General features: G+C 39.6%; 27 protein-coding genes. 26 read left to right on the top strand and 1 reads right to left on the bottom strand.

Annotated elements, in window-relative coordinates; translation table 11 throughout:
* The first annotated feature begins 497 nt into the window (after positions 1 to 497).
* The 6 genes from ATCC51562_RS09135 to ATCC51562_RS09110 are packed head-to-tail and all read left to right on the top strand — an operon-like array spanning position 498 to position 2,637.
* Positions 498 to 740, top strand: coding sequence for a hypothetical protein (locus ATCC51562_RS09135; RefSeq protein WP_002952507.1), 243 nt, complete (start codon positions 498 to 500; stop codon positions 738 to 740).
* 13 nt (positions 741 to 753) lie between these two features.
* Positions 754 to 996 carry a hypothetical protein gene (locus ATCC51562_RS09130; protein ID WP_002952508.1) on the top strand — a complete coding sequence of 81 codons (243 nt, stop codon included), beginning with the start codon at positions 754 to 756 and terminating at the stop codon, positions 994 to 996.
* 31 nt (positions 997 to 1,027) lie between these two features.
* Positions 1,028 to 1,267 carry a hypothetical protein gene (locus tag ATCC51562_RS09125; protein ID WP_009495744.1) on the top strand — a complete coding sequence of 80 codons (240 nt, stop codon included), beginning with the start codon at positions 1,028 to 1,030 and terminating at the stop codon, positions 1,265 to 1,267.
* A 41-nt stretch (positions 1,268 to 1,308) separates the two neighbouring features.
* Positions 1,309 to 1,728 carry a hypothetical protein gene (locus ATCC51562_RS09120; protein ID WP_021091921.1) on the top strand — a complete coding sequence of 140 codons (420 nt, stop codon included), beginning with the start codon at positions 1,309 to 1,311 and terminating at the stop codon, positions 1,726 to 1,728.
* A gap of 17 nt (positions 1,729 to 1,745) precedes the next feature.
* Positions 1,746 to 2,081, top strand: a complete 336-nt coding sequence (locus ATCC51562_RS09115; protein ID WP_002952513.1) for a nucleotidyltransferase family protein — start codon at positions 1,746 to 1,748, stop codon at positions 2,079 to 2,081.
* A complete protein-coding gene (locus ATCC51562_RS09110; protein WP_002952515.1) occupies positions 2,074 to 2,637 on the top strand; it encodes a DUF86 domain-containing protein in 564 nt (187 codons plus the stop codon). The genes ATCC51562_RS09115 and ATCC51562_RS09110 overlap by 8 nt, the downstream gene beginning before the upstream one ends.
* 172 nt (positions 2,638 to 2,809) lie before the next feature.
* Here the strand turns inward: ATCC51562_RS09110 and ATCC51562_RS09105 are convergent, their stop codons facing one another.
* Complete coding sequence (locus ATCC51562_RS09105; RefSeq protein ID WP_021091891.1) at positions 2,810 to 4,447, bottom strand: relaxase/mobilization nuclease domain-containing protein; 1,638 nt, start codon at positions 4,445 to 4,447, stop codon at positions 2,810 to 2,812.
* A gap of 716 nt (positions 4,448 to 5,163) precedes the next feature.
* Between ATCC51562_RS09105 and ATCC51562_RS09100 the strand changes: the two genes are divergently transcribed.
* From ATCC51562_RS09100 to ATCC51562_RS09010, 20 genes are all read left to right on the top strand, one after another.
* Positions 5,164 to 5,478: a hypothetical protein gene (locus ATCC51562_RS09100; protein WP_002952520.1), complete on the top strand. Its 315-nt coding sequence runs from the start codon at positions 5,164 to 5,166 to the stop codon at positions 5,476 to 5,478.
* Positions 5,479 to 5,491: 13 nt separating this feature from the next.
* On the top strand, positions 5,492 to 5,734 hold the full coding sequence (locus ATCC51562_RS09095; RefSeq protein ID WP_002952523.1) for a hypothetical protein: 243 nt from the start codon (positions 5,492 to 5,494) through the stop codon (positions 5,732 to 5,734).
* An 8-nt stretch (positions 5,735 to 5,742) separates the two neighbouring features.
* Positions 5,743 to 8,247: a type IV secretion system DNA-binding domain-containing protein gene (locus ATCC51562_RS09090; RefSeq protein WP_021091909.1), complete on the top strand. Its 2,505-nt coding sequence runs from the start codon at positions 5,743 to 5,745 to the stop codon at positions 8,245 to 8,247.
* Between the two features lie 2 nt (positions 8,248 to 8,249).
* Positions 8,250 to 8,378 carry a hypothetical protein gene (locus tag ATCC51562_RS09925; RefSeq protein WP_009495754.1) on the top strand — a complete coding sequence of 43 codons (129 nt, stop codon included), beginning with the start codon at positions 8,250 to 8,252 and terminating at the stop codon, positions 8,376 to 8,378.
* The gene (locus tag ATCC51562_RS09085) at positions 8,379 to 9,029 is read left to right on the top strand and encodes a type IV secretion system protein (RefSeq protein WP_009495756.1); all 651 of its coding nucleotides are present in this window, start codon (positions 8,379 to 8,381) and stop codon (positions 9,027 to 9,029) included.
* Positions 9,026 to 10,297 carry a TrbG/VirB9 family P-type conjugative transfer protein gene (locus ATCC51562_RS09080; RefSeq protein ID WP_021091927.1) on the top strand — a complete coding sequence of 424 codons (1,272 nt, stop codon included), beginning with the start codon at positions 9,026 to 9,028 and terminating at the stop codon, positions 10,295 to 10,297. The genes ATCC51562_RS09085 and ATCC51562_RS09080 overlap by 4 nt, the downstream gene beginning before the upstream one ends.
* Before the next feature lies 1 nt (position 10,298).
* Positions 10,299 to 11,495, top strand: coding sequence for a DNA type IV secretion system protein ComB10 (locus tag ATCC51562_RS09075; RefSeq protein WP_021091934.1), 1,197 nt, complete (start codon positions 10,299 to 10,301; stop codon positions 11,493 to 11,495).
* An 11-nt stretch (positions 11,496 to 11,506) separates the two neighbouring features.
* Positions 11,507 to 11,719 (top strand): hypothetical protein, encoded by a 213-nt coding sequence (locus ATCC51562_RS09070; protein WP_002952528.1) that lies wholly within the window; start codon positions 11,507 to 11,509, stop codon positions 11,717 to 11,719.
* A 1-nt stretch (position 11,720) separates the two neighbouring features.
* A complete protein-coding gene (locus tag ATCC51562_RS09065) occupies positions 11,721 to 12,668 on the top strand; it encodes an ATPase, T2SS/T4P/T4SS family (RefSeq protein ID WP_002952532.1) in 948 nt (315 codons plus the stop codon).
* Positions 12,665 to 13,075, top strand: coding sequence for a plasmid mobilization relaxosome protein MobC (locus ATCC51562_RS09060; protein ID WP_035167680.1), 411 nt, complete (start codon positions 12,665 to 12,667; stop codon positions 13,073 to 13,075). Before ATCC51562_RS09065 ends, ATCC51562_RS09060 begins: the two co-directional genes overlap by 4 nt.
* On the top strand, positions 13,068 to 14,990 hold the full coding sequence (locus ATCC51562_RS09055; RefSeq protein WP_021091933.1) for a type IV secretory system conjugative DNA transfer family protein: 1,923 nt from the start codon (positions 13,068 to 13,070) through the stop codon (positions 14,988 to 14,990). Before ATCC51562_RS09060 ends, ATCC51562_RS09055 begins: the two co-directional genes overlap by 8 nt.
* Positions 14,991 to 15,180: 190 nt before the next feature.
* Complete coding sequence (locus ATCC51562_RS09050) at positions 15,181 to 15,375, top strand: hypothetical protein (RefSeq protein WP_002952535.1); 195 nt, start codon at positions 15,181 to 15,183, stop codon at positions 15,373 to 15,375.
* Positions 15,376 to 15,415: 40 nt separating this feature from the next.
* The gene (locus ATCC51562_RS09045) at positions 15,416 to 16,267 is read left to right on the top strand and encodes an ArdC-like ssDNA-binding domain-containing protein (RefSeq protein ID WP_021091913.1); all 852 of its coding nucleotides are present in this window, start codon (positions 15,416 to 15,418) and stop codon (positions 16,265 to 16,267) included.
* Between the two features lie 55 nt (positions 16,268 to 16,322).
* Complete coding sequence (locus tag ATCC51562_RS09040; protein ID WP_035167677.1) at positions 16,323 to 16,598, top strand: hypothetical protein; 276 nt, start codon at positions 16,323 to 16,325, stop codon at positions 16,596 to 16,598.
* 1 nt (position 16,599) lies between these two features.
* On the top strand, positions 16,600 to 17,811 hold the full coding sequence (locus tag ATCC51562_RS09035) for a type IV secretion system protein (RefSeq protein ID WP_035167675.1): 1,212 nt from the start codon (positions 16,600 to 16,602) through the stop codon (positions 17,809 to 17,811).
* Positions 17,812 to 17,848: 37 nt separating this feature from the next.
* Positions 17,849 to 18,271 carry a single-stranded DNA-binding protein gene (ssb, locus tag ATCC51562_RS09030; RefSeq protein WP_021091920.1) on the top strand — a complete coding sequence of 141 codons (423 nt, stop codon included), beginning with the start codon at positions 17,849 to 17,851 and terminating at the stop codon, positions 18,269 to 18,271.
* Positions 18,272 to 18,290: 19 nt separating this feature from the next.
* Positions 18,291 to 20,243 carry a type IA DNA topoisomerase gene (locus ATCC51562_RS09025; protein WP_021091905.1) on the top strand — a complete coding sequence of 651 codons (1,953 nt, stop codon included), beginning with the start codon at positions 18,291 to 18,293 and terminating at the stop codon, positions 20,241 to 20,243.
* A 1-nt stretch (position 20,244) separates the two neighbouring features.
* A complete protein-coding gene (locus ATCC51562_RS09020) occupies positions 20,245 to 20,619 on the top strand; it encodes a hypothetical protein (RefSeq protein WP_021091890.1) in 375 nt (124 codons plus the stop codon).
* Positions 20,616 to 21,620, top strand: coding sequence for an adenine-specific methyltransferase EcoRI family protein (locus ATCC51562_RS09015; protein ID WP_021091914.1), 1,005 nt, complete (start codon positions 20,616 to 20,618; stop codon positions 21,618 to 21,620). The genes ATCC51562_RS09020 and ATCC51562_RS09015 overlap by 4 nt, the downstream gene beginning before the upstream one ends.
* 71 nt (positions 21,621 to 21,691) lie before the next feature.
* On the top strand, positions 21,692 to 21,895 hold the full coding sequence (locus ATCC51562_RS09010) for a hypothetical protein (protein ID WP_021091930.1): 204 nt from the start codon (positions 21,692 to 21,694) through the stop codon (positions 21,893 to 21,895).
* Positions 21,896 to 21,991 lie beyond the last annotated feature (96 nt).

Below are 21,991 nucleotides of genomic sequence, written 5' to 3'. Positions count from 1 at the left end.
TGTCCGGATTGGAATTGGTAGCACGGCCAGAGCGGTGAAAATTTGGCTTGCTTTTTAAAGTTTAAGGTTTGAATAAGATTTTAAAAATTACATTTTAATTCCTATTCTTGGGGGTTTGCTCGGATTTGGGATGAGTAAAATTTTTACAAAATGCCGTTCTTGTTGGCGGTCTGCACTAAGGTGCTGCCGCGCCGAAGCCGAGCCTAAGGTCTCGGCTTCTATGGGTTTAAGCGGGGGCACCCCGCAACGCCCCTCCTAAATACAGAAGCTGCCGCCAATGACGGCAGCGGGAATTAAAAAAGGGGAAAGAAAATCAAATTTAGGCTTAAATAATGCTTAGGTTTCTAATTTATTTTTAGGTTATTTTTGCTTTTTTGCTATTTTATATTTTTATATATTTTAATTATTTGATATTTTATTATTTATTATTTTATTATTTTTTAAGTTAAAAGGTGGTATAATCGTTTTATAAATTAAGAAGAAAGGAACTTAAAAAGATGAAATTAACGAATGCGATTAAACTACTTAGCCAATACGGCGAAGTTAAACAAGATGAAACCGGAGCAAGAATTGAAATAGACGGCTGGACTTACGGCGCTAGCACGAATTGGAACGAGCAAGAGGTTCTATTTTTATATTGTGAATGTGGTACAAACACGCGGGATAGGCACTTTTATTCATATAACACGCTAAAAGGACTTAAAGATTGCATGGATAGATACATCCGGGCAACGGCATAGCAAGAGGATTACAATGAAAATTTATTTAACGGAAATAGACTACGCCCGTTTAAATTCTTCGATGGATGAGGGGCGATACTCCTTAAAAAGGGATGGTGAATACACGGAGGCGATAAAGCTTAAATTTATAGGCAACGCGACGAACGTTGAAAGCTATGGCGTATTTTTTAGCCACGATCCGTTTAAAGTTTTTATTTTAGATAAGCTGGCGCAAACGTTTAGACAGACCGATGGTTGGGCGCCGCGAAACCTTTAGGGGTCAAATAGACGAAGGGCAGCATGAGTCAATGAACAAGAACTATAATAAATTTGAAAGGGCACACGATATAATGGCGGAGCTAATCAAAGCCCCACTCCCTCTTGAGCCGGTGGAGCTTGGCAACATTAGCGACAGGGAGCTTGGCTTTTTGAAGAGTAGCGTAGAGATGATGGCGGACTACTTGGACTCGCTGGGCTTTGATTTCAGAGGCCACAAAGAGGAAGTCCTGATGCCGATTTACGAGGAGTTCGAGAGGCGGCAAAAGTAAATAGCAAAATATGCTATAATTTGTAAAAATAAGGATGAAAAATGAAGAAAATTAAACTGCTGACGGCGGCTGTTATAGCCGGGCTTATGTTGGCAGGATGCGGTGAAGATGATGGGCTTGTAAAGCTAGAGAATGCAAATCCGGCAATAAAACAAGCAAATTACGATGCAATGGTCAATAAGCTAAAAGAGAGAGTTAAAAATGCAGATTTTGAATTTTATCATGCACAGACCTTATTTAATGGCGAAAATTGGAAAAATTATACATCAGAGCAGGGCTTTGCCAAATTTACAAGATGGAAAGCTCAAAACGACCTCATAAACAATGAGAAACTCGTAGTAGTAGTCGTAGATAAAAATAATAAAAAAGTAGGGTCGGCATACGAGGTCGAATGTACAAAATGGGGCAAATTTGAGTGCGATCCAGAATATATAACGGTTCTTGAAAACGGAAAAAGATAGAAAAAGGAGAATCCCCAATGAAGACGACGTTACCCGATTTAACCAAAGAATCGATACTCGCATATCTATCCGAGCTCAAGCCGGGTCTTGAAAAAGACGGCATCCAAAAGATAGGACTTTTCGGAAGCTATGCCAAAGGTTATGCGGGTGAAGACTCGGATATAGATATAGTCGTTTTGGCCGACAAAAAGGACTTTTTGGATAGACTGCACGCGTTTAAAGCGCTTGCGTATTTAAATGATTTAAAAGAGCAGATCGCGGGCAAATTTCATAAATCGGTAGATATTTGCGATTTCTATTCTGAACAAAAAATGCAAGACGACAAGATAGTGAGGGGAGCGATTTATGTCTGATAAAAAAATTATATATCGATTAGAACTGGCGGTAGAAAAAATAGATCAAGTATTTGAAATTTGTAAGCCCAAAGGCGTTACAGCAGCACTAGAAGACGAGCTGCTTGCAAAGCCAGCGATAATGAAACATATCGACGTCGTATACCAGCAATTTAAGAAGCTTGAAGAAGCGCAGGAATACCATATATTAGATAAATTTAAAAAAGAAGATATAAAAGGGATAAGAGATATCAGAAATTGGTCTTCTCACAATTATGACAATATACAAAACGAGATCATAGAAGACGTTATACGCACAGATCTTCCTAATCTCAAAGAAAATCTTCAGAAAGTCATAAAAGAAACGAAGCAAGAGCTGTGCGAAGATTTACAAAAAAAGATCGATCGCTTCGTTAAGAAGCAGAATATTTTAACCCCGCAAGCCAAGAGCGATCTTGGGGCAGATATTCAAAAAGGCTACAACGACTTACGAAAAAATGGACTTGAGCTTGATAAATCATATGCAGACAAGCTCAAGGGCATCATCAAAAGCAACTCGAACGAAAACGTAAAATAATTTTGCGTTTGAATTTTTAAAAAGGGGAAAATAAGCTTCCTTCCCTTTCTAAATTTTAATTTTTTTATACTTCTTTTTACATAAATTTAAAAAATATGATATTTCTAATTTTACTATATTTTAATGAAATATAATTTTATTTTTAAATATTTTATTATTTCTTAAATATAATCTACTCTCGACCGCCAAGTTCATTATTAAATTTATTTTGATCCGCCGGGCGAGAACCCTGAGTTTTAGTCTTACCGGATCGTTCAGCCAAGACGTCTTTATAAAGCCTCTTTTCGTTTTTGATTTTTACTAGACGATCGTCAGGCTTAACGCCCAGCACCGATACGCCTTTAAAATATTCTTTGAACAAAAAACCGTCCTTATCGATTTTATCGCTATTTAAAAGCTTTTTGCCGACGTAGTCGAAGCGTTTTTGACAAATATCCGCGATAAATTCCTTATTGCTTTTTAGCCTTTTTTCAAAAGCGGTAGCCTCTTCGCCGATTATGCCCGAGTGCTGCAAGACGTAAAGGTTTTTATCTAAAATTTCAAGCTTTGCGGTTAATTTAAAAAGACTTTCGTTACGCCCGAGCATGCGAGTAACTAGCAGGCTATCCTCGAAATACTTCCTAGCCGCATCGTCCTCGCGGCCGCGATGAATAGCGATAGCGCGTCGCACTTTTTTATAATTTTCGACATCGGCCTTGCTCGCGCCCCTATTTTTCGGATAAATTTTATTGTAGTTGTAGCTAAAATTTTCAAGTAAATTTAGCCCTGCGGAGTGGTCTTTATAGTGAGCCAATCGCATCTCGTTAAGCTGCGTAGCTTGACTGGAAATTTTATTTATTTTGTCGATTTCAGATAGCACGGCCTTGCTCTTTTCTTTGATGACTCGGTTACTTTCTTTTAACTCACGAGCGAGCTTATACGCCCGTTTATTTCGCTTTTTAGTATAAAGCATAAAGAGCCGTAAGAGCTCTTCATTATCTTTTTTAAGCGCGGCAAGTTCGTTATTCATAGCTTCAATTCGCCCTGCTGTAGCGTCATAGCTTTGCTTATTTTTATCCTGCATTTTTGAATAATAGTCGTTTATTTTATCTTTTGCCGTATAGTCGTCCGCTTCCAGCTTCACGGCGGATTTTACTTTGTTAAATTCGAGCTTTAAATCCTTTTGCAAGAAATTTTTATTCTCGTATTTTAGCCCACGAGCTCCGAGAGAGTAAGCGAAATTCGTCCGCACGTCGTCAAAAAACTCTCTGATTTCGCTTCTGCTATCAAAGTGGATTTTTTTATTGGTAAAGCTATTTCGTTTATTTAAAACCACGTGCACGTGCGGATTATTCTGATGGGTGTGTAGCACGAAAGCATACTTGTGTCCGCTAAAATTTAGACCTAATACGTTATGTACACTCTCGCTCAAAGCTCTTAATTTTTGCTGATCGTCGCAAGGCTCGTTGATAGAAAAAATTAGATGCCACGCGTCCTTCGAGTTTGTATTATCGCCGAAATCCTTGCCCCAATCTTTTAAAACTTCATCGCTGCCTACTCTCTCCCCTTTTTCATTGATAGCCGCGCCGTCGAGAGAGTTTTTAAGAGCGTAGTCGATACAACGCTTGATGGAAGTTTTAGGCAAATTTGAAATCATCTTTACGACTGATTGCTTGGCAAAGTTATTTTTAGGAAAAGGAATATGCGAGCGAGAAAATCCTACGCCGCTTTCAAAAGAAACGTATTTATGCTCCGATTTTGCCGTACGAGTATAGCCGGCTCTGATAGCTTTTAGTTCTTCGAAAAACGCATCCCAATCGCGTCTTGCCAAATTCTCTCCCTTTTAAATTCTTAAAAAGTATTCATAGCTTTTAAAGATATTTGCAAAAGATGTTAGTGTAAGTAGCTTTAAGAAAAGATAATGCCAGAAGTAAGGCAGGATAACCGCCTTTATATATCACTTTTTTAAGTTTAGCCCATTTTACGGCGATAAAACGCCTAAAAATTGGGAAACTAAACTTAAAAAAGCTGTGATTTTCGGTAATTTTGCAACTACCGAAAATAAAATAAAACGCAGAGCATTTTATTTTTGAGAAAAAGCAAGTAGGTTTTAAAGGGGAAAGCGTAAAAAGAGCGCAAAAATATTTGAAAAGTTAGAACTATATTCGCAATGCGTAAAAATAAAACAAGAAAATTTTATTCGGATAAGCTTATGAACAAAATATAAGAAAGAATTAAAAATATCTAGCAAAAGTATTCAGAGATAAGCAAAACGAAACGGAAGAGAAAATTTTTAAAAGAATTTGTAAAATTTTTGAAAAGCGTAATTTTGTAAAAAGACTTTTTTAAAAAAATAATCGCAAAAAGCCTATAAAATAATCAATATGAAAAAGTAAAAAAGTAAATAAATACTTATAAAATCTTTAAAAGAATTGCTTGTATATCCTTTAAATCGCTATTCACAAAATCACTTTTACAAAATCTCGCTTTTCGAAAAATAGTATAGTGCTAGAAATCGAAAATATTCTAATCAAAAAGGAGCAAACAATGAGAGAAGTCTCAAAAAAGGCGAAAAGTATTTTTTACTTTTTAATGTTCTTGCCGTTTCATTTATTCGGAGCGGGCGGCCAAAACGTTTTAAAAACTTTGGAAACAAAGGCAAACGAACAAATCACTGAAGCCGGCAGTAGTGCCGCAAGCGTTATCAATACGGTAATCACCGTATTCGGTATTATTTGGGTCGTAGTATTCTTAACGATAATGTTCGTAAATATCGAGGCTTTAAAAAATAATATAAAATTGCTACTTGGTATCGCGATTATTCTTGGTATTGCATACGGCTTATCTGCCGCAGCAATGTAAAAGGTAAAAGCGAATGATAGTGACCGACTGCTATATGGACTTAACCAAAAGAACGAAAATCATAGGTCTAACAACCACGAGTCTATTCACGATTATAATCGCTGGATTTATCTCGTGGTTTATCTTGATTTTATATTCGCTAGCAGTCGTTGCTATTTTATACTGCTTCTTCTTTATTTTAGAATTTTTTGATGAAGACATATACGATATCATCGGTTCTAAAATGAAAATATCGCAAAACAAATTTTATGCATAGGTTAGAAAATGGCTCGCGGAATAATAGGCGTAATCAAAGAGTGGAATCAAAACAAAAAGAAAGAAAAACTAAAAAGAGAGCTTGGCATTGACGTAAGCCAAGAAAAACCAAGCATTAAAAATAAAACGGAAAACGACGTTTTATCAAAAATCAATAAGATCAATAAAAAAGCGGATGAAATTTTAATGATAGCAGAACCGCAGATTTATACACTGGCAAAGGAAAACAACATCGCCTGCAAATACGGCGAGAATATAATAATCACCAAAGACGGCAACGCAAGTATAGCAGTAGAGCTAAAAGGGGTAAGCTACGCCGGAATCAGCCTAGACGACGAGACGGACTACCTTTTAAACCGCGTTATGTTTTTTACGACTTTGAAAGATGACGTAGAAATAAATTTAATCATCAAAAAAACAAAGCAAGACGACAAAGAATATACAGACAAAAATATAAATCCGTATGCGAATGAGATCATAAAAAAATGGGAAACCGATCAAGATATATACGCTATAAGATACTTTTTAATAATTTCTACGATGACGAAAAATATCACAGGACTACTGGAAAGCTTTAAAACCAAAATGACTAGCGAAGAGGGTGACGAAAGCAACGAAAGCGCAAAATTAAAGCAGAAAATCGAGCTTTTAAGCGATACGTTCTCGAACATCAAAAACTACTTCTCGATTTATCAGCCAAGACAACTAAGCGGCGATGAGATCATAAATTTTTATGCCACGTATTCAAACGCGAAAGAGACGAACCTTGCATATACGAATGAGCTGATCACAGATAGTTACATAAGCTCATACGTCGAATTTAAAAAAGACTACATAGAGTTTTACCGCAACGACGGCACGACCAAATATGCTAGATTTATCAGTGTAAAAGCCTACGAAACTGAGCAAATCAAGTCGATCATCACCTCAAATTTAATCAAAAGCAATAACGAATTTATGGCTATGATTTATCTAAAAGCCTACGAAAAGCGCAAGGCGATCAAGAAGATAAAGGACACCAAAGCGTTTGCGGTAGAGCTAGTCCGCCAAGAGCTAGATCAGTTAATGGAGCTAATCCAAGCCGACAGAGAAAATTTAGTGGAAACGAGCTTTTCGGTATATTGCCTAGCCGATAGCCTCAAAGAGCTGGAAAACCGCTCGAATGAGCTAAAAAATATCCTAGAAAATCAAGGATTAAATGTTGTCCGAGAAACGCTAAATCAAAAAGCCCTTTATTTTAGTTTCTTTCCTAGTCGCGGAAATTTAAACGCTAGAAAGAAAACGCTAAATATCAGCAACTTAGCCACGATCGCAAATTTTGAAAACGAAGTAACCGGATTTAACCAAAACGACTGGGGTGGCGAAGCGATAACGACATTTAAGCACCTAAACGGCACGCCGTATTTATTCAATTTTCACTGGCAGCCAGACGGCGATCGCCCAGCCGGGCATACGATGATAGTGGGCGGAACCGGAAGCGGAAAGACGACGCTGGCGCAATTTTTAATGACAAATTTATTTAAATACCCGATAGATATATTTGCAATGGATAAGCTACGCGGTATGTATAACTTCACGAACTACGTAGACGGCGAATACCACGATAGTGAGAGCGATGGCTTTAAATTAAATCCGTTCAGTCTAGCCGACACGAACGAAAATAGAGACTTTTTAAAATCATGGCTACGCTTTATGGCCGAAGTTAAAAACGACGAGCATGAAGCCATAAACGATATTAACAATACGATAGACCGTATATACGACATGAAGCAAGATGGTCAAACGCTAACGCTAAGCGATTTTATTATATCGCTTCCAAGCGACAATAACGAGAAATCAAGACTAAAAATCAGATTTGATAATTATAAGGGTTCGATATTCGACAACAAAGAAGACGCCCTAAATTTTACCAAGCAGCTATCAGTGTTAAATATGGATGGCATACTGCAAAACAAAAAAACCGCCGGACTTACGGCTATATATATTTTTCATAAACTAAAAAATAAAGCCAAAAATAGCGCGGATAAGCGCGGCTTCTTTTGCTTTATAGACGAGTTAAAGGATTATTTGCAGGATGAGACGATGCAAGAAAAAATCCTAGAAGCAATCCTGGAAGTTAGAAAAATCGGCGGAGTAATGTGTATGGGCTTTCAAAATATGAGCTTATTTAACAACATTGAGCGCGGCTCGTCTTTTTTGGACAATATCGCAAATTTTGTCATATTTCCGACCAATAGCGAAGAGACGCTGGCGGAGTTAAACGCGATGATAGGATTAACGCCGACGGAAGCCAAATTTTTAAAAGAGACAAACTCGAATGCGAGGCAAATATTGCTAAATATGAAATTAAGAAACGAGAGCGCAAAGCTGGATATAGATTTATCGAGGCTCGGAAGCTACTTGCGAGTATTCTCGTCAAGCTCGGACAACGTAATGCTTTTAAAGCAGCTTAAAAACGATAGCCCGATTCACTGGCGAAAACATTACATAGAATTTAAAGGGAAGAGGAGTTAAAGATGAAAAAGATTGCAATCATCATGGCGGCGTCGATACTAGCGGCGCTTTTAAGCGGATGCGCGGATAAACCTAGCAAAATAGAAAGAATAAGCCCCTGCGCTTGTTACGATTTTATAAAGGTGGGTTAAATGGCGTTTGAAGAGAGAAAGATCGACCCAAATTTTATTTTTAGAGCCGAAAGAAACATTAAAGCGTATATGTTTTATACGATCATAGCCCTCGCGGTCGTAAGCGTAAGTCTGGCGGTAGCAATAGCGCTTTTAACGCCGTTAAAGGAAACAAAGCCGGTTTTACTTAAATTTTCAGACGGCGACTCCCGCTTCGTGACTATAGACGATACGAGCCTAAATGTCCGCAGCAACGAAGAGCTGCTAAAAAGCATTTTAGCTGGATACGTTAAAAACAGAGAGATGATAAATCGCATAGACGATGTCGAGCGCTACAACGAGATACGCACGCAAAGCAGCAGGCAGGTATGGGAAGCGTTTCAAAGTTTAGTAAGCGATCCCAACTCGATTTATACGACTAAAAATTACTTCCGCAACATTCAAATTTTAAACGTAGCCGTTTTAAGTCAAAACGTAGCGACGGTCGACTTCCAGGCCGAGATCACGAATCCTACGCGCACCGAAGTAAGCTATAAAAAATACAGAAGCGCGATAGAGTACGACTTTCGCAACCAAAGCGGCACATACGCCGATACGATGAAAAATCCTACCGGTTTTATCGTAAGTAAATATCAAATAACGCAAATTTTGGACGAAAAGGGCTCAAAATGAGAAATTTAATAAAACTTTCGATCGTCTCGGCACTTGCTTTAAATTTAAGCGCGGCCGAGCCTCAAGAGGGACTAAGCGAAGAACAGATGAATCAAATCCGCGCCATTATGCGCCAAACTCAAGAGCTGGTAAACGAGCAGCAGCAAAACGGCTCTATGGGCGAAGATATATTTAACGATAAAAACAAAGACGTAAACAACAATATACAATCGAATTTTAAAATAAATCCGCTCGGACTATACAAACAAAGGCAGCAGCCGCAAGGGGCAAAATTTAACGACCCTAACGGCGGGCAAATTCCCGAACAAGACGTAATAGACTTCGGCGGTGAGCCCGATGGTTCGGATAGGCAGATAGGCAAAGACGAGCTGGAGCTTATGAAAAACGCCATCCGCAATCAAGATTTAAAGGCATTGCAGCAAAAATTTCACTCAAAGAAATACAGTGGATACGAAAATACGCAAGTAGTCAAATATCAGCCCGATAAAACCATCAAAATTCGCACGCGCCACGCAATGGCCACTACGCTGATATTTGATAGCGAGATAGATAATTTCGTGCTAGGCGACCAGACCGGCTTTAAAATAGAGCAAATCCCAAGCCAACCTAATGCTATCGCAATAATCCCGCAACTAATCGGCATCGATACTAGCCTAACGATTTTTACGGGTGATGGAAAAATCCATACCTTTTATATTTTTTCGACGGATTATAAAAATTCAAGCGACCCAAGCTTCATAGTTCGTATAAAAGACGGCGAAACGCAAAAAGCTAAGCTTGCTAAGCTTGAAGAGGATGGCAAGGAGTATTTAACAATAAAAGACGGCATAGCCGAGCTGAAAGTCAAAAAGAGCGATATTTACAGCGGATATACGCAAAAAGCCAAAAAAGAAAACGAGTGGCTGCTATCGGCTGAAATTTTTAGCGATAAGAAATTTACGTATTTTAAGTATTCCAAAGACGAAATGCCGCAAATCCCTACTATTTACGCAGTCATTGATAAACAAGATAGCCCGGTAGAAACGAGGGTAATAGGCGATTACATAATCGCAGAGACTATAAATCCGAAATTTACGATTAAAAGCGGCGATAGCTACGTATGCGTAGAACGCAAAGAAACGCAGGCCGAAAAACTAAGAAAAGAGATAAGAAAAAATTTAAACACAGATGAAGAGGCCGTAAAACAAAGACAAAAAGAGAATAGCAAAACAATAACGAAAAACCAAGAAAAATATAACGAATCCACAAAGAAAGCAAGAGGATTTTAGAATGAAAAAGGGGAAGAAAACGCTGCTTTTAAGCCTTGCGACGCTTAGTATAATTTCCTCTCCCCTTTTGGCGGAGGAAATTTTTAACGAGGCGGCCGGGCAAGAGCAGCAAGACGAGCAAATAAGAAATTTACAAAACCAAAAGAATCTGAATCATCTTTTTGAAAATTCAAAATTTCCGGTCGACGATTACATTTATAAAGCCGGAAAGAAAATGCCGAGCGAGGACGGGCAAAATTTAGGCGAAATTTTAAAGAAATTAGAAGAACTCGAAGCTAATAAAAAGCAATCCGGGCAGATCGCGCCAGGAGTGCCGGCCGCTACGCCCGAAGATATGACGAAAGAGCAAGAGCAGATGGCGCAGCGCGCTAGAGATAAACAAGAAGAGCTAAAAGCCAAGCAAGAGAGTCTAAAACAAGAAATAAGAAGAGACAACCAGGCCGCCTACGAAAACAAAATGCGCGAGCTAATAAGAGCTCAAATTTTAGCCAATCGCAACAACGAGATAAAAAACGTAAATCAAAACTCATTAAAATACGGCGCCGATGGCTTCTCAAATCAAAAAAGCCTAGATGTCAGCACGAATGAACACAGACTATACCGCACTATTAGAGCCGGGCGGCTGATCCCGGCAATTCTAACGAGCGCGATAAGTTCGGATTTGAGCGGAATAGTAACGGCTCAAATAGAGCAAGACATATATGCTGCTATGGGGCGAGCGGTGCTGATCCCTCGCGGAAGTAAAGTGATAGGCTTTTACACCAACGACACCAAAATCGGGCATGAAAGGCTGGAAATCAGGTGGCGCGAGATAATCACGCCGCAAGGCATTAATATAATGCTAACAGATGCAATGGCCGCCGATAATATGGGAATGAATGGAGTCGTAGGAGCGATAAATAATAAATATTGGGAACGCTACGGCATAGCCTACTCAATTTCAACGATTACGAACGCTTTGCTTTTAGGTATAGCCTCAAAAATGGGAAATTCAAACAACTCTTACGCCACCGAAATTTACTCAAATGCTAGAAGCGACGTAAGCAGTGTAGTGCAAGACATAATCCAGCAGCAAAGCCAAATCAAGCCAACCATAGAAATCAAAAGCGGAAGCCGTATATTTTTAGTGCCTACAAATCATATGTGGTTTGCAAAACCAAAAAACGGCGAAGTGATGATGCAATATTTTAACGATTAAAGGGAAAGCCGATGCAATACGAGCAAATCAAAAGCCAAGTTAAGACTGAGCTACAAAATAAAAAAGCAAACGATAGACTACTAAAACGCATAGCAAATCAGCTAAAAATTACCGAAAAGGCTGAGGCAAACGCTGCAAAAGAAAGGCAGAAGCTAGAAAAGCTAGTGCAAGAAAAAAACGATTTGGTAAGCACGAGCACAACAGAAGCAAGCCAAGAAGAGTAAAATGAGTGAAAGCATAATTTTAAATAATATTTTAGGCGTTTTAAAGCCGTATTTGACCCTGCGGGCAAACGAACTAATATTTAATCGGCCGTGCGAAATAAACATAGACTACGGCGACCACTGGGAAATAGTGCAAGACCCAAAGCTAGATATAAAATTTCTAAATAATTTTTTGATCGAGCTGGCCACTAGAAGAAATCAGCGCTTCGATGAAACGCATTGCCACCTTTCATGCGAACTGCCCGATCCGTTTTTACGTTACCGAGTCCAAGCGCAGCATAAATCAAGTCTGTTTAATAGCGATATCGCAATTTGTATAAGGATACCCAGCAAAGAGGCCTTTAAATTAGAAAGTTTTACCTTAAGTCAAAACGTGATAAACGAGGGCTGGACTTATGAAAAAATCAAAGAGCTGATCCGGGATAAGAAAAACGTACTTTTAAGCGGCGGAACGGGAAGCGGGAAGACCAGCTTTTTAAACTCGTTAATGGGAGAAATAGACCCGGGCGAGCGAGTAGTCACCATAGAGGACAGCCAAGAGCTTAGGGTAGAAAACGTAAATAAAACGCAGCTGGCCGTACCCAAAATCGCCACCGAAATTTACAGCTATCAGGTAGCGATCGATAATGCGATGCGCTTACGACCCGATAGGCTATTTTTAGGCGAGATAGACATCCGCAATACCTTTTCGTTTTTAAGGGTAAACAATACCGGGCATGCCGGAAATTTAAGTACCTTGCACGCAAATAATCCCAAAGACGCCATAAAGGCCATTAAAACCAATATTATTTTAGGAGGTGGCCTATCAAGCGTGGATGATCGCATGCTAGATAGCCTTATCGTTACGGCGATCGATTACATTATCCAAATAGCCAGGGTTAAAAATCAAAGAGTCGTGACGGATATCTTAAATTTAAAAGAACTGGATATTGCAAAGATCGTAGCATGAGAAAAGTAGCCGCACATTTTATATATTTTACCGAAGCCGACGCAAGGGTACTAAAACGCATATCTCAAAGACGCAATGAAAGTAAATCGGCAGTAGTTCGAAAGTTGATACATGTAGAAAAATACGCTGATGTGCTAGAACAGATAGAAACGAACAACGAAATAATAAGCGAATTCTTACGAGAATTCGGTCGCTTGGGTGTAAATTTAAATCAGATTGCCTATCATCTAAATGCAAACATTACCGGCCCAGAAGAAGCCAAAAACGACCTAGAAAAAAATATGCGGGGCTTCGCAATAGTCATAAAAGAATTAAGCGCAAAAATGGAAGATTTAAAAATAAAAATAGATGTCAAACATACTAAAACGCCGAGCAATGAGGAGGCAAAAGGGGAGGAAAATGGATAGTTCAAAAGAATTTACCGCTAAAAGATGGGCTTGGGCTTTCTTCGTTTCGCTCATAATGGGCGTAGTGCTATATTTGGCGGTAGTCAAGGTTATTTTTAATCCGGATTTGATAAAAGTACCCGCAGTGGCGTATAAAATTTTAATAAATATAGGCGCGCCGACGCTAAAATTAAAGGCTTACGTTGCATTATTTACGCTGATCGCCCCGTTTTTGGTAGTCTTTACGTGGTGGCTATTGCCGTATTTTAGAGACGGCGAAGATTATGGCTCAGCAAGGTTTGCGACGCCCGAAGACTTCCCTAAAATGAATATAAACTATAAAAACGGCTTGGTGCTAGGATGTCACAATATAGATAGCGATAATCCGCAGTTTTTAAGGGCTACGCAGCCGCTCTCAACGCTAGTGGTAGCGCCTCCTGGAAGCGGTAAAACGGCGGGTATGATCATTCCAAATTTACTAAGCGTACCGGCTTCTTGCGTAACGCTAGATATCAAAGGCGAACTATATAAAAAAACAGCCGGGTATAGGCAAAAATATTTTAACAACGAAATTCAGCTATTCTCCCCTTTTAGCTGGGATAATACGCTATTTTTTAACCCGTTCGATCGTTCAATCGTTAAAGACATGGAGTATATACATATCAAAAAATTGGCCGAGCAGATAGCTTCTACCATTTTCGTAGGCGAAAAAGGCAGTGAAAACGATCACTGGATAAAATCGGCAAGAACGATGTTTGTATTTTTCGCCGAATACTTTATGCAAAAAGACAAACACGCTACGTTAGCCCAACTTGCACAAGCTCCAAAAGCCGATTATTTCGAGTATTTGGACGAAAAATTCGGCGAAGAGGCAATGAAAGAGATAGACGAGGACGACCCGGACAAAGAAAGAGAGAGAGACTATGACGTAGATACTTTTAAAATTTGGCTAAAACAGACAAGCTTTGACGAAGGTATCGACGAAAGCACGAGAAATCAGGCTAGAGCGTATGCAAGAGCCGCAGATAATGAATTTGCAAGCATAAAATCGACATACGATACGTTTATGACGGTTTTTAGCAATCCGCAAGTAGCCAACGCAACCAGCAAGATGAGCTTTACGTTTGAGGATTTAAGAGCGAAAAGAATATCAATGTACGTAGTCGTTCAAACCGAAGATATCGAAATTTTAGCTCCTTTAATTCGTATTTTTATAGAAACATTATTTAAGAAATTAATGAGCGGAGAAGAGTGCAGCGATCCCGAGAGATTTATATACTTTTTCGGGGATGAGTTCGTGCGCTTCGGCAAGATGCCGTTTTTATTAGAAGCCCCCGCACTTTGCAGAAGCTATGGACTTTTACCGGTTTTCGTTACGCAAAGCTACGAGCAGATCAAAAAATACTACGGTGAAGACGATATGAATATCGTAAAAAATAACAGCGGATATCACGTAATTTTTAACATGAATAGCGACAAAGACGCAGAGGATACGAGCAAGTTAATCGGCGACTACACAAATATCAAAATCAGCAAATCGCAAGGTAATATGGAGCTGTTTAAAAGCAATATCTCAAAGAGCAAAGAAGCCAAAAAGCTAGTAACTGCCCAAGATTTGAAAAACCAAGATAGTAGCGATATTTTAATTCTCGTTAAAGGCTTTTACAAGATGCCCATCAAGGCAAAAGTGCCTTATTGGTTCAAGATGGCACAGTGGAAAGGGGCGGATAAGCTAGAAGTTGAGGCAAAGGACGACCAAAGCGAAGCTGCCGTCAAGCAAGACGCCTATACGGCCAAAAAAGGGAGCGAAAAAGAGGCAAAAGGCGAAGTAAATACGGCACAAAACGACTCAAGCGAGATCAAGCCTGCGGATGATAAAAGACAACAAAGAGACGAGCTGCTAAAAGCTCTAAAAATTAAAGTGGATAGGGAGTAAAATTTTATAAATTTTTATAATAAATTTAGCAAAAAATTTAAAAATATAATATTTTTATTTTTGCTAAATTTAAATTATATGTAATTTTATTTTTAGATGTTTTATTATTTTTTAAGAGCTCTAATCTAAATTTTTATCAAAGATTTAAATTAGAGCTCAAAGCTCTAAAATCTACCCTAAGGAGTAAGCAATGACCTATGCAGAAAAGCAAGAGCAAGAAAAAGCATACAAAGAGTATGAGAAAAATCTTGCCGAGCGATTTGCGACAAGCGAAGACGGTGAGTTTGAAATCAGCGATGGCGAGAGCAAGGAATGGGAATATTTAAATAAGTCCCACCAAAGCATGGAGGTCGCCGATCAAGACGAGCCCAATACCGACTCATAGCCCAAAAGCTATGAGTAAACGACAGACGTAAGGATAAAAAATGGCAACGGAACAAGAGAAAAAGAGTTGGGAGCAGATGAGTAATGCCGAGAAAAAAGAGAGCTTCGATAAATATATGAAGTATAAACTTTTTGAAGCTCATAAGACCGCAAAAGCGGATTGGCAAAGGGATATGAGCAAGGAAGAGGTGGATAACACCATGCCTTACAACGCCTTAACCGGCAAAACGTATTCAAGAGAGACCAGCATGCTTTTAAGGGCGGAGATGGCCATAAAAGGCTACGACAAGGCTCAATTCGTAACGATGGAGCAAGGCAACGCGATGGGCGGGGTGCTAAAGCTCAAACACGACGAGCAAACCGGCGAAATTTTAAAAACCAAAAACGGCCTACAAGCGAGAGTGGATGGCGTTAAAATGCTTTATATCGCAGATCACGAGCTAAGGCCAAAACTGGACAAAGACGGCAAAGAGGTTATAGCAGCAGTCAAAGACAAAGACGGCAACGTTAGACTCGATGAAAATACCGGCAAGGCGATCACGTACGTAGTCAAGGAAAAAATCCCGATAAAGCCGCGATTGGAGACGAAAACGCTCTATCACGTAAGTCAATTCGACGGGCTAAACGAAGAAAAAATCAAGGAGCGGGATCTAACTGCCATCCAAAACTACCGAGAGGCGGCCAAGAACCAAGCATACGAAGTCAGAATAGACTACAGTAAGACATTGGGGATAGGCGGAAATTTAGCAAAGCAGCTAGACAACCTAACTATGGCTCAAATCAAAGGCGTAGACTACTATAACCCGGCACAAAGGCTTGATATGTCCAAAGAAGCTGAGAAAGCTAAAAAGCTGACTAGGCAAAAAGATAAGGGCATGGAACAAGGCAGGTAAGCTAAACCAAGCTTAGGGTAGACGGGGCGAAAGCCCCGAATTTAAAGGAATTAAAATGTTATTTGAATTTTTGAATTTTTTAGGAGTCGGCGACGGAATGACCGCCAAAAAGCAACCGATAAGCGCGGATGATGTAAGTATAAAAGAGGGAGCTGAAGAGTTTATCATCGAGATGCAAAGCCCGTATTTTCAAGAGGAGATCACGACAGAGACGATAATGAAAGACGGCAAAAAAATAGAAATCAAAAAGATAAAAGTCTCAGAGCCGCTAGATAACAATAAAGCACTAATATCGATAAAAACCTATAAAAAAGATATAACGAGAGCATAAAATGGCACAGCAGCAAGTAGCAAAAACGCTTTTAACAGATAGCAATTGGATAAACAAGACTCAAGCAGTTATGCAAGAAAACGTGATGAGTTTATTTGAAAAATTTTATCAAGGAGCTCACGATTTAGTTTATTCGACCGCCACGACGACGATCGTAATCTTAATAGTCGTATTTTGGCTGTTGGATAAGCTAAAAAACGGCTATCCGACGCGAGAGGAGACGTTTAACGCTATAAAATATATAATCAAGCTTTGCTTTATTTTTGCCGTTCTTAGCTCATTTGGCGCATATACCGGCGCCCTATACATCCTAACCATACCTGAAAATATGATAACCGCGACTGTAAGCTCGATTTTTCAGAGTCAAGATTTCGGAACAATCGTGACGGAATCGGCCAATAGAGTGGATAATTTAAGGGCTTTAATGTGGGAATATGGAACCAAGACCTATTTAAAATCGCAAGAATGGTCTATGTTGGGATTAAGTTTTAATGGCCCGACGGATTACATAATGGCAAGCGTCGTAACGGCATTTTTAATGATCCCGTTTTGGATATTTTACTTAGTATTTTTCATTCTATTAATCGGCATTACGATCGTTATATTTTTTAGTAAATTCGTAGCGTTTTTGATATTAAGCACGCTGCCATTGGTGCTGCCGTTTTTGATTACGCCGCGCTTTTTGCCGTATTTATGGAGCTGGTACAAGCTATACCTATCATACGCCATCATCGCTCCTTTGGCATTTATAGCCCTAAATTTAGCAATGAATCCGATCATAGAGCTTGAGAAATATCAAAACGTCATAGGCGAATTATTTATAAAGCAGTTTGAATATTTGATTACTGGAGCAATTACTTGCATAACTGCGCTTTTCATAATCAGAAAAATACCAAATTGGATAAATGCGGTACTAGGAACACAGATGGAAAGCGGAGCAGGCGGAGTAGTGGCAGGCGCAGTAGCAGGCGGCATAGCCGGAAAGACTTTGCTGGGTGGACTAGCTAGAAAAGCGACAGGCGGCAGCTTTATCGGCGGAGCGTTGCAAAGCTTCGGCAAGGCTACCGGCGGAAATGCGGTAGGACAAATCACGAAAGCCGGAATAGACGCGAGCGTAAATCTTGGAAAAGATATAGGCAAAGGCACGAAAATGCTAGGAAAAGGCGTATATGATGCTTATAAAGTATTTCGCGGCGGATACGCGGTGCCGTAAGGCTAAAATTTAGAAAATTCTTTTAAAAGGGGTAAAAATGTTCGCACAAGCTACAATCATAGGAAATTTAACCAAAGATATAGAGCTCAGATACACGGCAAGTGGTATGGCCATAGGCAATACCGCAATAGCCTCGACATACAAATTTAATGCAGCAAACGGCGAGAAGCGGGAAGAGACGTGCTTTATAGACGTAACTTTTATGGGTAAAAGCGCGGAAATAGCCAATCAGTACCTGGCTAAGGGTTCAAGGATATTTATCGAGGGACGGTTGAAATTTGACCGATGGACGGATAATAACGGACAAAACAGAAGCAAGCATAGCGTAGTCGTCGATAAGATGATAATGCTCGATACCAAAGATAGGCAAGAAATCGGGCAAAACGAGCAAACCCATTCTGCGTCGCAGATAGACAATGAATATATCGATAACGCGCAAGATGCGCCGTTTGAGCAATAAATTTAACTAAGGAGCGAAAATGAGCAATGCCGTAATCATCATTGAAAGCCCAAACAAGTGCGATAAGATAGAGCATATAACCGGCGCAAAGGTTTATGCTACCAAAGGACATTTTAAAGAGCTTGCAAAGGAGATAGTGGCCGATTATACCAGCTATGAGCCGATATTTGAGATGAAAGAGCAAAGCAAGCATAGAATGAACGAAATTTTTAACTATTGCAAAGACAAGGACGTCATCATAGCTACCGACCCGGACAGGGAGGGATACGGCATAGGCTACATGGTTTACGAGACGATTAAAAATATCGCTAAAAGCGTAAAGCGCGCCGAGTTTCACGAAATAACCGAAAGCGGCATCAAAAAAGGGCTAGATAAAGCCGTGCCGTTTGCAAGTTCAAATTTAAAGGAATTCGATAGCTTTAAGGCGCGAGCGGTAGGCGATAAGCTGGTGGGCTTTATCATGTCGCCAGCTTACATCAACAAGCTCAACGATAAAAATTTATCCGTCGGCAGGGTTCAAACGCCTGCGCTCGCCCTGATCGTAAAAAGAGAGCTTGAAATAAAAGAGTTTTTAGCGAGCCCGGCATCAAAACAGATCGACTACAAAATCAAAGCAAAGCTAAAAACGAGGAGCGGCGTAGAATTTACGGCCGTAAACGATAATATTTTTAGCTCAAAGGACGAAGCGAACGCAAAAATCGCCGAACTTGGCGGTAGCAGGGCGAAAGTATATCAAATAGATACGAAACAAAGCCAAATAAAGCCGCAAGCTCCGTTTAGAACCAGCCAAATGCAAGAGGCGGCAAATAGAAGACTAGGCTTTAGCTCTGATAAGACAATGAGCCTAGCTCAAAAGCTATTCGAAAAAGGCCTCATTACGTATCATAGAACCGACAGCAACACTATATCGGACGAGTTTATAAACGAAGTAGAAGCTAAATTTAAAGGGGAGGAGTGGTACGAGAAAAAAATATATAAAGCCGGCAGCCAAAGTCAAGCCGAAGCCCACGAAGCGATCCGCATAAGCCACGTACATGGTTACGGCGAGATAGATGAGATTGCCGGGCGCGAAAGCCTAAGCGACGACGAAAAATCGCTTTATGAGCTCATTTTTCTAAATTCAGTCCTAAGCCAAGCCAAAAATGCCGTAAACGAGAACAAAACATACGACATAGACGTCAAGGCTCTAAGCTTTAAGTCCAAGACCGGCAAATGCATTTATAAAGGCTTTAAGGGGGCTTTAAAAGAGCAAGCGGACGATGAAGACGAGCAAGATAAAGACGTAGCCCAAATAGAGCTAAATTTAAATCAAGGCGACGAAGTCGAGGTGCTAGGTTTCGAGCTACAAGAAGTTAAAAAGCAAGCTCCGCAGCACTACAAGGAAAGCAATTTTATCTCCCTTTTAGAAAAAGAGGGCATCGGTAGGCCAAGCACGTATGCTACGTTTCTGCCTACGCTTTTAAAGCGGGAATTCGTAGTTATCGAAACCAAAGGCAAAAATCAAAACATAGTGGCCACCGGTAAAGGGATAAGTTTCATCGAAAGTGTTAAGGCAGATGACGAGTGGATCACGCAAAGCGAATTTACAAAGCAAATGGAAGGCGTGCTAGACGAGATAAGCGACGGCAAAGTAAATTATCTCGATTTTATAAAGCCGCTGCACGAGAAAATGGGCTTTAAAGAGCTAAATAGCGGTGAGACCAAACCTCCGAGCGAAGCCCAGCTAAATTTTGCGAAAAGTATAGCTTCGGATTTAAAAATAGCATTGCCGAACGGCATAGAAGCAGACTGGAAAATTTGCTCGGATTTTATAAATAAAAATAAAGATAAAGCCATCCGCCCGCCGAGCGACAAACAAATCAAACTAGCGCAAGATCTAGCAAAAGACAAAAAGCTGGAGCTACCCAAAGGTTACGACACCGATCTGAAAATTTGTAAGGCGTTTATAGAAAAGGCATTGAAGAGGAAATAACATGGTTGTGGACAACACCGAAATCTTTTTTCGTGTTTGCCGTAAAACGACAATCGATAAAGAGCAAGATATAGCCGGGATTTATTTCGGTAAAAAATATAAGGATACGTTAAACCCTGTATTTTTTGACATTTTTAAAAAATACAAGAAAAACTTAGAAAGTCGTTATGAGTGTATTATCGGCAAAGATGATTTTATATGCTTTGCAACGCAAAATAAGAAAAAATTTATTAAAGAGTTTGGCAGCGTACGTTCAGAACTCATTTCATTTTTAGAGCCTTATTTAAATGATCCAGAAGCTGATTGTTTTGAAATTTGCTTTTTAAAATCGTATTTCGATACAAAAAGCAAAACGGAACAAAAAGGGAAAGAATGAGCCAAATTTCAACCCAAAACGAGCTGGTCGGGCAAGGCTGGATGGCGGATAAAGAAAAGAGAGCCAATGTATATTTTATGAAAGCCAAATACGAGATCGACGACGAGTTTTATACTAGCTTTGACGAGATCAGAGAAGAGCTGCAAGATTACAAAGCGCACTTTAAAGACAAAATCGTGGTCTGCCCGTGCAATGACGGCAAAAATAGCAACTTTTATAGGTATTTCGCCTTAAATTTTAAAACTTTGGAGCTAAAAAAGCTGATTACGACGACGTTTAACATCAACGAGCTAAACTCGAAAGGCACGAAAATAGAGATCACGAGTGACGGCATGAGCGAAACACAGTTGCGCGGTCGGGGCGACTTTCGCAGCGACGAAGTAAAGGAGATAATCGCGCAGGCCGACATCGTCGTAACCAATCCGCCCTTCTCCCTTTTTAGAGAGCTTATAGATATAGCCCAAAGCGGTCAAAAGAAATTTTTAATCGTAGGCGGAACGTATTCGATTACCTATAAAAAGATATTTGAGCTATACAAAAATAACCAAATTTGGCTAGGAAATCACCAAGTAAATATTTTTACTCGCCCGGACGGCAGCAAAAAGCGATTTAGCAACGTATCGTGGTTTACGAATTTAAAAAGCACAAAGCATCAAACCGGCGTAAGACTGATGAAAAAATACAAAGGCAATGAGCACGAATACCCGGAATACGATAACTACAAAATCATAGAAGTGACCAATTATAAAAACATACCGATCGACTATGATGGCGTAATCGGCGTACCCCTTACGTTCTTTTTACGGCACAACCCTGCGCAGTTTCATATATTGGGCTGCGATTTTGAGATCAAGGAAAAATACCCCGAGCTAGTAAAACAAGACTATGCTCAAAGCAACACGAAATCGGCCGTCCTAAACGGACAAGAACTATTTACCAGGATAATAATTCAGCGAATCAACGGCCTTAAACCGAGAACTAGGCTAATAAATCAAATTTAGGGAGCAAATTTATTAAAATCATGAAGAAGTCAAAGAAAACAGAACTATTTAACAGCCCCGCCAAGCGATTTATGTGGGTATTTTTAGCCATAAATTTGCTAGGCTTTGGCACGAATGCAGTTTTATATTTTTTAAAGCTACCTAATAAGGTGGAAACAATCCTAAATGCGGACGCGTTCTTTATAACGCTGGCCGCGATCTGCTATATCGCATTTAACGCAATGCTTTATTTTATCATAAAAATGCACTTCTTACTATCAACTAGAAAAGAGTAGAAATTTATAAAATCTTATTGCTATTTTTATGTAATTTTATTTAAAATATACTTTTTATTTTTGATTTTATTTTATAAAATAGTATTTTAACAATAT

The sequence above is a fragment of the Campylobacter concisus ATCC 51562 genome (assembly GCF_000466745.1).
Classification (GTDB): Bacteria; Campylobacterota; Campylobacteria; order Campylobacterales; family Campylobacteraceae; genus Campylobacter_A; species Campylobacter_A concisus_B.
Note: the sequence above shows the minus strand (reverse complement) of the source record. Positions and strands in the feature narration are given on the sequence as shown.

What these genes read in the sequence shown, in the direction of transcription:
- ATCC51562_RS09060 (WP_035167680.1), top strand. Translation starts at nt 12,665, where the DNA reads ATGAGAAAAGTAGCCGCACATTTTATATATTTTACCGAAGCCGACGCA.
- ATCC51562_RS09115 (WP_002952513.1), top strand. Translation starts at nt 1,746, where the DNA reads ATGAAGACGACGTTACCCGATTTAACCAAAGAATCGATACTCGCATAT.
- ATCC51562_RS09130 (WP_002952508.1), top strand. Translation starts at nt 754, where the DNA reads ATGAAAATTTATTTAACGGAAATAGACTACGCCCGTTTAAATTCTTCG.
- ATCC51562_RS09015 (WP_021091914.1), top strand. Translation starts at nt 20,616, where the DNA reads ATGAGCCAAATTTCAACCCAAAACGAGCTGGTCGGGCAAGGCTGGATG.
- ATCC51562_RS09100 (WP_002952520.1), top strand. Translation starts at nt 5,164, where the DNA reads ATGAGAGAAGTCTCAAAAAAGGCGAAAAGTATTTTTTACTTTTTAATG.
- ATCC51562_RS09125 (WP_009495744.1), top strand. Translation starts at nt 1,028, where the DNA reads ATGAACAAGAACTATAATAAATTTGAAAGGGCACACGATATAATGGCG.
- ATCC51562_RS09020 (WP_021091890.1), top strand. Translation starts at nt 20,245, where the DNA reads ATGGTTGTGGACAACACCGAAATCTTTTTTCGTGTTTGCCGTAAAACG.
- ATCC51562_RS09085 (WP_009495756.1), top strand. Translation starts at nt 8,379, where the DNA reads ATGGCGTTTGAAGAGAGAAAGATCGACCCAAATTTTATTTTTAGAGCC.
- ATCC51562_RS09090 (WP_021091909.1), top strand. Translation starts at nt 5,743, where the DNA reads ATGGCTCGCGGAATAATAGGCGTAATCAAAGAGTGGAATCAAAACAAA.
- ATCC51562_RS09025 (WP_021091905.1), top strand. Translation starts at nt 18,291, where the DNA reads ATGAGCAATGCCGTAATCATCATTGAAAGCCCAAACAAGTGCGATAAG.
- ATCC51562_RS09075 (WP_021091934.1), top strand. Translation starts at nt 10,299, where the DNA reads ATGAAAAAGGGGAAGAAAACGCTGCTTTTAAGCCTTGCGACGCTTAGT.
- ATCC51562_RS09040 (WP_035167677.1), top strand. Translation starts at nt 16,323, where the DNA reads ATGTTATTTGAATTTTTGAATTTTTTAGGAGTCGGCGACGGAATGACC.
- ATCC51562_RS09925 (WP_009495754.1), top strand. Translation starts at nt 8,250, where the DNA reads ATGAAAAAGATTGCAATCATCATGGCGGCGTCGATACTAGCGGCGCTT.
- ATCC51562_RS09050 (WP_002952535.1), top strand. Translation starts at nt 15,181, where the DNA reads ATGACCTATGCAGAAAAGCAAGAGCAAGAAAAAGCATACAAAGAGTAT.
- ATCC51562_RS09070 (WP_002952528.1), top strand. Translation starts at nt 11,507, where the DNA reads ATGCAATACGAGCAAATCAAAAGCCAAGTTAAGACTGAGCTACAAAAT.
- ATCC51562_RS09010 (WP_021091930.1), top strand. Translation starts at nt 21,692, where the DNA reads ATGTGGGTATTTTTAGCCATAAATTTGCTAGGCTTTGGCACGAATGCA.
- ssb (WP_021091920.1), top strand. Translation starts at nt 17,849, where the DNA reads ATGTTCGCACAAGCTACAATCATAGGAAATTTAACCAAAGATATAGAG.
- ATCC51562_RS09035 (WP_035167675.1), top strand. Translation starts at nt 16,600, where the DNA reads ATGGCACAGCAGCAAGTAGCAAAAACGCTTTTAACAGATAGCAATTGG.
- ATCC51562_RS09055 (WP_021091933.1), top strand. Translation starts at nt 13,068, where the DNA reads ATGGATAGTTCAAAAGAATTTACCGCTAAAAGATGGGCTTGGGCTTTC.
- ATCC51562_RS09065 (WP_002952532.1), top strand. Translation starts at nt 11,721, where the DNA reads ATGAGTGAAAGCATAATTTTAAATAATATTTTAGGCGTTTTAAAGCCG.
- ATCC51562_RS09080 (WP_021091927.1), top strand. Translation starts at nt 9,026, where the DNA reads ATGAGAAATTTAATAAAACTTTCGATCGTCTCGGCACTTGCTTTAAAT.
- ATCC51562_RS09110 (WP_002952515.1), top strand. Translation starts at nt 2,074, where the DNA reads ATGTCTGATAAAAAAATTATATATCGATTAGAACTGGCGGTAGAAAAA.
- ATCC51562_RS09045 (WP_021091913.1), top strand. Translation starts at nt 15,416, where the DNA reads ATGGCAACGGAACAAGAGAAAAAGAGTTGGGAGCAGATGAGTAATGCC.
- ATCC51562_RS09120 (WP_021091921.1), top strand. Translation starts at nt 1,309, where the DNA reads ATGAAGAAAATTAAACTGCTGACGGCGGCTGTTATAGCCGGGCTTATG.
- ATCC51562_RS09095 (WP_002952523.1), top strand. Translation starts at nt 5,492, where the DNA reads ATGATAGTGACCGACTGCTATATGGACTTAACCAAAAGAACGAAAATC.
- ATCC51562_RS09135 (WP_002952507.1), top strand. Translation starts at nt 498, where the DNA reads ATGAAATTAACGAATGCGATTAAACTACTTAGCCAATACGGCGAAGTT.